The 8,558-nt window shown below is 55.1% G+C and carries 9 protein-coding genes and 1 tRNA gene; 5 read left to right on the top strand and 5 right to left on the bottom strand.

The genetic code is table 11. From position 1 onward, the window contains the following. Positions 1 to 1,210 (top strand): CARDB domain-containing protein (locus tag WC488_03605; GenBank protein MFA5077487.1); only part of this gene is annotated, 1,210 nt, incomplete at its 5' end. Here the strand turns inward: WC488_03605 and WC488_03600 are convergent. From WC488_03600 to WC488_03585, 4 genes are all read right to left on the bottom strand, one after another. Beyond that, positions 1,207 to 2,418 (bottom strand): hypothetical protein, encoded by a 1,212-nt coding sequence (locus tag WC488_03600; protein MFA5077486.1) that lies wholly within the window; start codon positions 2,416 to 2,418, stop codon positions 1,207 to 1,209. The genes WC488_03605 and WC488_03600 overlap by 4 nt on opposite strands. Before the next feature lie 31 nt (positions 2,419 to 2,449). Next, positions 2,450 to 2,551: transfer RNA gene (locus tag WC488_03595), tRNA-Leu, on the bottom strand. A gap of 218 nt (positions 2,552 to 2,769) precedes the next feature. Next, positions 2,770 to 3,522, bottom strand: a complete 753-nt coding sequence (gene dph5 / locus WC488_03590; protein ID MFA5077485.1) for a diphthine synthase — start codon at positions 3,520 to 3,522, stop codon at positions 2,770 to 2,772. Continuing rightward, the gene (locus WC488_03585; protein MFA5077484.1) at positions 3,523 to 4,383 is read right to left on the bottom strand and encodes a DUF63 family protein; all 861 of its coding nucleotides are present in this window, start codon (positions 4,381 to 4,383) and stop codon (positions 3,523 to 3,525) included. It abuts the gene before it with no gap. Between the two features lie 43 nt (positions 4,384 to 4,426). Between WC488_03585 and WC488_03580 the strand changes: the two genes are divergently transcribed. The 4 genes from WC488_03580 (at position 4,427) to WC488_03565 (ending at position 8,392) form a co-directional block, all read left to right on the top strand. After that, positions 4,427 to 4,738, top strand: a complete 312-nt coding sequence (locus tag WC488_03580; protein ID MFA5077483.1) for a ribonuclease P — start codon at positions 4,427 to 4,429, stop codon at positions 4,736 to 4,738. Between the two features lie 44 nt (positions 4,739 to 4,782). Continuing rightward, entirely contained in the window at positions 4,783 to 5,772 is a 990-nt protein-coding gene (locus WC488_03575; GenBank protein ID MFA5077482.1) for a polyprenyl synthetase family protein, read from the top strand. An 82-nt stretch (positions 5,773 to 5,854) separates the two neighbouring features. Next, a complete protein-coding gene (locus WC488_03570) occupies positions 5,855 to 7,909 on the top strand; it encodes a hypothetical protein (protein MFA5077481.1) in 2,055 nt (684 codons plus the stop codon). 9 nt (positions 7,910 to 7,918) lie between these two features. Further along, entirely contained in the window at positions 7,919 to 8,392 is a 474-nt protein-coding gene (locus tag WC488_03565; protein ID MFA5077480.1) for a hypothetical protein, read from the top strand. On the opposite strand, the gene WC488_03560 is transcribed toward WC488_03565, so the two are convergent. Beyond that, positions 8,378 to 8,558: peptide chain release factor 1 (locus WC488_03560; GenBank protein MFA5077479.1), on the bottom strand; the 181-nt coding region annotated here is incomplete at its 5' end. The genes WC488_03565 and WC488_03560 overlap by 15 nt on opposite strands.

Below are 8,558 nucleotides of genomic sequence, written 5' to 3'. Positions count from 1 at the left end.
TCCCGGAGGATTCGTCCAGGTTTCAGGGACCTACAGCAATCCATCCATAACCGGGCAAATCACAGTCACGTTCACAGCCCGCGGAACAGCCACAGTGTGCGGAGTCCCGAACACTCCTGTTTCTGTGACAACCTGCACGGTGCAGGTGGGGCAATGCCCAACCGCGTCCGTGGACATAACCGGACACATTCCGACTTCCATAACCCTGAGCGGCAACCAGGCAGGTCTCACGGTTTTCGTTATGAACAACGGAACTGCGAACCTTTCAATAGCCAGCTTCTCTGCCAACAACGGTTTCACGTTCACCCAGGACGAGGCGCTTCCCATAAGATTGCTTCCTGGCCAAACACATAATTTCCACGGCACAGCCAGGTACACCGGAGGCGGAACCGCTCCATCCAGCTTCACGGTCACGGTATTCGCAGATGCTGTCGACCATTTCTGCGGGCCTGACAAGGTGAACGACAGCGAATCGATAAACGTGAACACGCTGCAGAGCACGGATTTGCAGCCGCGCATAGACGCGCCTAGCCGACTCAGCCCTACTGAAACCGGCTACGTGAACGTGTCCGCGAGGAACACTGGCACGAACGACGTGGACCAGACATTCTACGTGAACGTCACCATACGGAGGTGCAACGGCGCGGATTGTTCAGCTCCTATATTTAGGGACAGCATACCTGTAAACGGCCTGACCGCGGGCAACCATACGTTCGTGCTCCAGGACTACGCGATTCAATGCGAGCAGGGATGGAGTTCCATCTATATAGAAGAGTGGGTGGACGCCACTGATGTGGTGACCGAGACCAACGAGAACAACAACTATGACTCAGCTACTGTGGGCTGCGCCCAGGAAAATTGCGTGATAAGGGGAACTTCCGAACTCAGGACTCCAGGAATCTACAAGTTCTATGCTTCATGCTTTGGAGGGCATCAGGAAACGGATTGCTCGGATATGATGGGAGAATACGATTTCGAATGGACATACACCCCTACATCCAGCACCAGCTTCCTGGAATACAGGTACAACATCCCGGGCTATGATTACGGGGCAAACCATGAGAACAGCACTCTGGAAGTGATAAGAATCTATTCAGAGGGGCTCTTCTCGGTTTCCGCGCGCGGGCGGCTGAGCAGCTACCAAAGCTCCTACCTCGAATGCTCCAAAATAATTCCGGTTTACGCTAATCCGTGCGAGGAGCACATCTAAATGTCCGAGATGATTGAGAACTTCTCATCCTCGCTGAGCGAAATGGACGCAAGCGCTTCCTTCACGTACGCCCCGGCTTCCTTCTCGCCGTAAAGCGCGGCTATCTTTTTTGCAAGCTCTTTCGCATATTCCAGCCTTTTTTCCTCCAGCAGTTCTGAAAGCATCATCAGGAGCTCGGAATCCAATTCGTTAGTTTCCAGCTTCGCATTTACGTGTCCTCCGCGGCTTCCGAAGAATCCTGTAAGCTCGTACCTGCCTCCCTTCGCCTTGGCCAGCCCTGCCTGGGAAAGAATGCCTAGCGCCTCCTTGATGAGTTTGAAATCCGAATTCCTCTTCGCCTTCCTGGAAAGCTCGCAGGCATTGTCTATCGCGTCGAGCTTCCGCATAGGGAGAAGCAGAAGCGCGTTGAAGCTCCCCCTGTTGTAGCTCGAAGAAGCAAATTCCCTCTTGTACCTTTCCACCAGCAGCCTTGAATACGCGGGGAGCGCATCCAGGTCCAGCCTGCCGTCCCTGGCAGCGCGCTTCACGAGCTCCTTGCTTTCGTCGTTCATTCCGCGCACGAAAAAGACCAAAAGAGCCTCCCACTTTCCGTGGCTGCCTGAAAGTCCGAGCTCCGACGCGAGCTCCTTGCTCTCGAAAAGCTGGTTGTATATGGAGCGCAGGTAAAGGGCGAGGAGGGAATTGCTGTCCTTCTGCCCGTAAACGTCCACGAGCCTCCTGTGGAGCGAGGTGTCCATGGGGAACGATTTCACTATGTCGAATATCCTGTGGAGCGCCGGGTCCGGCAACAACTCGTACACTTCGGAAACAGCGGTTTCGTAAACCGTAGGAGCCTCGAATTCCAGATTGAAGCCCAGCACGAGGTCGCTTTCCTCCTCGCTCCTGAGCTGCTCGGCGTAAAAGAACTCGTTGGTCGCGTTTTCCCTCTCGCCCAACGCCAAATAAGCCAGCCCGAGGTAATGGTGGAATTTCGGATTCCTGGAATCGGATTCTATCGCGGAAAGCAGGGCATCCCTGGCCTGCTCGACGTATTTGTCCTGCTTGTAATATTCGTAGAGCTGGATGTATGAAACCGCGCGGTTGAGGCACGCCCCGGGGCTGTCCCCGCCCAGTTCCTTCGCGCGCTCGTAGCACGCCGCGGTGCCGTTCAGGGCCCCCTGGAATTCCATGCTTTTCGCGGCGTCGTTCCAGAGCTCCGTGTCGTTCATGGTTTTGTCTTGCAGGTGAAGGAATAAAAAATGCAGGGAGAAGGATTTGAACCTTCGCAGCCGCTAGGACACCAGATTTCCTATCTATTGGACCTTGAGTCTGGCGCGTTTGACCGGGCTCCGCCATCCCTGCAGACAGGGGGCTTCTTAGAAGAACGCAGTTGCTCGCCCCCTTCTTCCTTGATACCTCCTTGCTGATTCATGCACTTTCAATCTCTCAGATGACGCTTGGATTCGCCGAACAGGCGAATCAACCGCTATCTTTCACTAATATTGAAATTAATGTTAAATAGTTTTTAATTGTATTTGTAAATTCGAACTGCGGTTCTCATTTACAAATGCGCACAAAATTTACGAAATTTTGTGCATCCGCAGCTCCTCCAGATTCTCCTCTTCTGCGAAGTGCAGTTTCCCGGGAATTATGAAGCAGAAAGGCGGCTTCCCCAGGTTCTTTTTCTCAAGCTCGCGCATTTTCCCGTAGGAAATTTTCTCGTCTTCCCAGCCCACCCGGCTCAGCACGACCAATTTGTCAACTATTTTTCCCCCAAGCTTCCCCTCAATTTTCTTAATTTGAATAAACGCGGTTTTCGCGCCCATAGGGCCCAGCGCCTTGTCCAGGTCCAGCAGAAGGAGCGTATGAAGCCCCCTCTCCTGGTTCTGCCCGACAATTTCAAGCGCGCTCGTTGGCTCGTAATTCTTCCTCCAGTACGCGAGCGTAGCGGTTTTCCCGAATTTGTAATGCTGCAACCCGCACTTTCCCGGAGCCGCAGTGAAAATTGATGAATTGTGCACCACGCTCACTTCAACTCCGGCCTTTTTCGCGTCCTGCACGTGCGTATAGTGGGTAGTAGCTGCAAGCGGGTCTCCTGGAACGAGCAGCGCAACGTCCCTGTCCTTCGCCCTTTCCGATATGAAATCGCTCTCGAGCTTTTCACGCTCCAAAATAGATATCTTCTTCCCAATAGTCCTCTCCATTCTCTTTAGCCATCCGTCCTGCAGAATCCCGGTGTGCATTTCAGCGTAAGCCTCGTCGCTCCTTTTCGCTGCGTCCAGGCCGCGAAGCGTCAAGTCCCCGGAAATTCCCAGGCCTATGAGCGAAAGCATCTAAGCACCCACCATCATCCTGAGCAAATCCCGCAGCCCGGGCGCAAGCCCGATTATTATCAGAAGGAGCGCTATGAACGTCTTTTCCCCTTCATTAGCGTCCTTCTCGTTCGCTATGAACCACGCGGCAATAAACGCTACTGCAACCTTGATTAAATAAAACGGGAAGAAGCTCCCGAAAGTTTCCCCTATGAAAGAAGGGAGCACGTGCTGCTCAAAATAATTTCTTCCGGTCATTTTCCCGAAATAGTCTATCACGAAGAAAGTTGCGGCCCCGTCAAGCGCGTGCGCGCCCACAATGCCGGCGAGCAGGCCGCTCTTGAAGTATTTCCACGCGAGGAACGCCGGAATTGCCGCAAGCGCGAGAACCGGTATTGCGAACATCGCGTAATTCATCATGGGCAGCAAGAGCAGCAGGTGCGGAAGCCAAAGCGCAATCCCTATGTACCCTATTATCTTTTGGTCCTTGAGCCATTTCCCAACTCCCAGGGAAAGGAAGAACAGCGCGGCAGTCACCAGGTAAATGCCCGGGCTGCTGGTAAGGAACCCGTAATCGTATATGTGCGAATCCAGTATCCAAGAGTAAAGCAGGTTATCTGGTTTCATAACTCCGGTGTCTATGCTGTCGGTCACGACGCGCACCGTGGAGCCGAAAAGCACGAACGGGAGCGTGTTGAGCACGAACTGCCTGTCCACCCTTATCTTGCTCTCCTGGAAGAACCTGTACGCGAGGAAAACCGCAGCTATCGCTATGACTGCGTAGGTGAGCGTGTTGACTGAATTGTAGCCTTCGTGCTCCAAAATCGGCTTTACGAAATAGTAATCAAAGAATCCTCCTGCGTCCAGAGCATCACCGCACAATTTTCCACTCCAGCTATTAAAACATTTGCGGATAATCCAATGTATGCGCCCAAAGGAGAAGAACCTGGTGAAAGCGATAAGCGCCGAGAGAATATCAATCCTTCTGAACGAGGCCGGGGAATGCTTCAGGAGCAATCCTGCGAGGGCGAAGCGCTACTGCGCCCTCGCCTTCTCCATAGTGCGGAAAAACAAGGTGCGCCTCACCAGAGCGCAGAAGCTCTCCTTCTGCAGGAAGTGCTTCTCGTTCTGGAGGCCCGGAAGCACGGTCTCGGTTTCCTTCGACAAGCGTGGCGGGAGGGTGCTATACAGGTGCATCCCGTGCGGCTACGAGCGCCGTATCGCGTACGGGAAATGAGCCTAAGTGAGCGATTTAATAATTTTCTGCCTTATCTTCAATCCATGGAGTTCTCAGGCTTTGTCAACGAGAGCATAGGCCGGGTAGAGGAGGAAATGCGCCAGGTGCTCTCCGCAGAACCAAGGTGCGTGTACGGCCTCCTGGACGAGTACATATTCCGCGGCGGCAAGAGAATACGGCCCGCGCTGCTGATGCTGTCCTTCGGCGCCCTGGACGGCAAGGATAAGAAGAACGCCGTGAAAGCTTCGGCGCTCATAGAGCTTTTCCATAACTTCACGCTCATACACGACGATGTCGAGGACGATTCGCATTTCCGCAGGGGCAAGCCCACGCTCCACATCTCGCACGGAATTCCGATAGCGCTCAACAGCGGCGACGCTCTTTACACACTAGTGTGGAACCGGTTCCTGGAGCTGGACATGCCGCTGGAGAAGAGGGTGAAGATCGCGTCCATATCAGGCCGCGCATTCCAGCGCGTGGTCGAGGGCCAGGGCGTGGAGCTGGAATGGTACAGGACAGGAAAAACCAGCGTTTCCGAAGACGAGTATTTTTCCATGGTGCTCGGGAAGACGGGCGCGCTCATGGGCGCGAGCTGCGAGGCAGGCGCGTATCTCGCAGGCGCGGATTCCGGGACAGTGGAAAAATTCAGGATGTTCGGCGAATCCCTCGGCGTGGCGTTCCAGATACAGGACGACATACTGAACGTCACCGGGGATTTCGAGAAATACAAGAAGGAGATAGGGGGGGACATAACAGAGGGGAAGAGGAGCCTGATGTTCATACACGCGATGTCGCATGCCACCCCGGGGGAGAGGAAGAAGCTCTCCTCGATGCTGCTGTCGCGGACGCGGGACAGGAAAAAGATAGATTACGTGGTCTCGGCCTTCAGGAAATACGATTCGATAAACTACGCGAGGCTCAGGGCACTCAGGTTCGTGGAGGAAGCGAGCGCGTTCCTAAGGGAGCTCCGGCCATCCAGGGAAAGCGGCGAGCTCACGGACCTCGCGCAGCACGTTATAAAGCGGGAGTTCTAGCCAATCCGCGTAGCCCTGCATGAGGCTCGTCCGGCCAAACAACCCCCATCGATTTTTAAATATTACATCAGTAATGCCTGCCATGAGACCAGTCATACTGTTTTCCCTGCTGTTATTGGCCGGTGCGGCGTATTCTTTCGACGTTTCTGACTACCTTTACGCCAACGAGACGAACGCAAGCGTTTCCAAGGAGTTTTTCACCCTCAACCATAGTGTCTACTATATAATGAATATCAGCAAGGAGCCCACCTTCCTGGTGAAGGAAGACGAGCTCGTGCTCAACAAGAGCGAAATGACCGCGGTGCTGAAAGAATACTATACGCAGAAATACGCGCTGAGCCCGAACGAGACTGCGAGCCTCGAGACCGACTTCCTGACGTTCAACGCCAGCAGGAACAACGGCGGAAGGTTCAAGGGCCAGGAGGAGTTCGCGTGCAGGAAGGCGCTGTTCCTCCACATGTTCCCGTGCACCAACGCGAGCTCCTGCCTTAGGACCGCGACGTTCGCATGCGCCGCCTACGCGGACGCCACCGGATGCGGAGACCCGGACATGTTCCTCCAGCCGATAAAAGACTTCACCAACGGGAGCGACACGATTGAAATAACCATGGCCCGCATATTCTACCTGTTCGGCAGCATGAACTCGGAAAACACGATTTCCTCCATAGAGGAGATGAAGGCCGATGTTCCTGCGCTCAAGGACGCGAAGGGCAGGATAGAGAGCACGATGTTCCGCATACCCTCGGTCGGCGAGTCGTGCTCCAAGTGCTACGGCCTGTGCCCGGACCTTGACTTGGATGACGCGGCGCTCACCCGCGCGGAGGGGAAGCTCAACAACCTCTCCGCAAAAGTTGCGCCCCTTGCGAACTACCCTTCCCTGGTGAACAAAATCTACTCGAACACCGAGGAACGGCTTGAGTCGGACGAGAACGAGGACAGCAGGCTGTACTACACCGGAATCTACGATACGGCCAGGCTGCCCGCGGTTACGGTGAAGAACAGGACTTCCGAGGTGCTCGCGTACGTGGACAACGCAAGCATACGCTCCAAGCTCGAGACTGTGCAGGCGATGGAGCTGGAAATAGAGCAGATGATAGGCTCCAACAACTTCACCAATCTTGAGGACACAATCGTCGAATATTCGGCGATGGTCAAATCGCTCAACGAATCCGTGGCTCCGCTCCTGGGGGTTTACGACAACGTTTCCCAGGCTTCCAAGGAAGCCACGGTGTACATTTTCCTCGCAGAAGGGAAGGCCCTCGGCTCTGAAGAGGCTGCCAGTCTCAACACCATAAAGACGAAGAAACTCCTGCTCGACCAGCAGTTCAAGCCAGGCCTCACTTCAACCCAGTACGCCGACCTGAAAAGCAACTATTCGCTCCTCATAAACGAATCCAGGGCCCTCCTCTCCAAAGGCAACCCGGTGCAGGCGTTCTACATGTTCGCCGCAGGGCCGTCCGGAAAGATGGTCGAAGGCATGGGCTCGCTCGCGATGCAGGTGAAGCCGCTCACCAATTCCGAGCGCGCAGGGCTTTCGGCATACGTCCCTCTTCTCGGCTCCTCGCTGTTCTTCCTGTCCTTCTCGTCCCTCGTGGTATTCATATTCAGCGTCTACTACGGCCTTTCCCCGAAGCCGCTCAACCGCATGCTCCTGCTCGTGCTCTCCATGCTACTGGTGTTCCTGCTCGCGCTGGTAGCGGTGAGCGTCTACCTCGCGCTGGACAAGTCCACCAACCGGGTGGAATACTCGGACTTCTACTCTTCGGTGAAGCTGGCCGGGAACGTGACCATACTCGTGCAGGGCGACACCGTAGACGAAACCGAGCTCGGGGCGATGGAAAACTGCTCGGCCGCAGTATCGAGAGAGCTGGCCAAGTCCAACATATCCTCGAAAATCTACGTGGTGCGCGAAGGAAACTGCACCGCCTATTTCCCGCCCGGGACCAGCGCCACCGGCCTGACCCAGTTCCCGAACTGCGCGGACAAAATTACCACTCCGCTGGTGTTTTTCAACTCGTCCCTGGTGACATCTTCCGCATATTCCGGCCTGCTCCTGGACCAGGCGTCTTTCTCAGGCAGCAACGAATACTACAGGATATGCGCGCCGGCAGAGGCCATAAGGCTCTACGCGCAGTGAGGGGTTCGCATGCAAGACAGTTTGAAGCTGGCCGGAGTCGCGGTGCTGGGCCTGCTCTGCATCGTGTTCGTTTACCTGTTCCTGTTCAAGCCGGCCGAGCCCGAGAAGGAGATTAATTATAGCGAATTCATAGAACGCCTCTCTGCCTCTAAGAAGGTCTTCGTGGTTGCGGATTTGAGGAACGCCTCGGCGCTCTCGAGGAACGCGATAATGCAGTGCGCGGTGGACATAGCCGGAAGCGTGCCGCTCGCGCCCAAGAACGTCTCCTTCTTCGTGCTCGAGGGGGATTCCTGCGTGAGCACCGAGTTGAACGCGAGCGCCTCGTACTGCGAAGCGCTCTCCAGGTCCGGAATGACGTTCCAGATAATGCACGGCAACTCGACTAAATACTACGCGGACAAAATAATTGTCGGAATGAAGAAGTACGAAAGCCCGTGCGGCGTGCAGGAAACAACAGTGCAGGCCAACTCATCTGTACCTTAGGAACGCCCCTATCCCCATGAAGCCCTGCAGGAACTGCGCCCCTTCTGCGGTGTTCTGCGATATTATCTCGACCTTTATCCCTTTTTCCTTGGCCAGGTCCGTGAGCTCCTCTATCAGCGGCTCGTCTTCTGAAATCTGCATCCTCCCCCCGCATTTCGGGCAGGTT

This window comes from Candidatus Micrarchaeia archaeon (assembly GCA_041650355.1).
In the GTDB taxonomy this organism is placed as follows: domain Archaea; phylum Micrarchaeota; class Micrarchaeia; order Anstonellales; family Bilamarchaeaceae; genus JAHJBR01.
The sequence above is the reverse complement of the archived record's forward strand: the minus strand, read 5'-3'. Positions and strand labels throughout refer to the sequence as shown.

Coding starts and splice junctions, on each gene's coding strand:
- WC488_03600 (MFA5077486.1), bottom strand. CDS start 2,418: ATGAACGACACGGAGCTCTGGAACGACGCCGCGAAAAGCATGGAATTC.
- dph5 (MFA5077485.1), bottom strand. CDS start 3,522: ATGCTTTCGCTCATAGGCCTGGGAATTTCCGGGGACTTGACGCTTCGC.
- WC488_03580 (MFA5077483.1), top strand. CDS start 4,427: ATGCGCCCAAAGGAGAAGAACCTGGTGAAAGCGATAAGCGCCGAGAGA.
- WC488_03575 (MFA5077482.1), top strand. CDS start 4,783: ATGGAGTTCTCAGGCTTTGTCAACGAGAGCATAGGCCGGGTAGAGGAG.
- WC488_03570 (MFA5077481.1), top strand. CDS start 5,855: ATGAGACCAGTCATACTGTTTTCCCTGCTGTTATTGGCCGGTGCGGCG.
- WC488_03565 (MFA5077480.1), top strand. CDS start 7,919: ATGCAAGACAGTTTGAAGCTGGCCGGAGTCGCGGTGCTGGGCCTGCTC.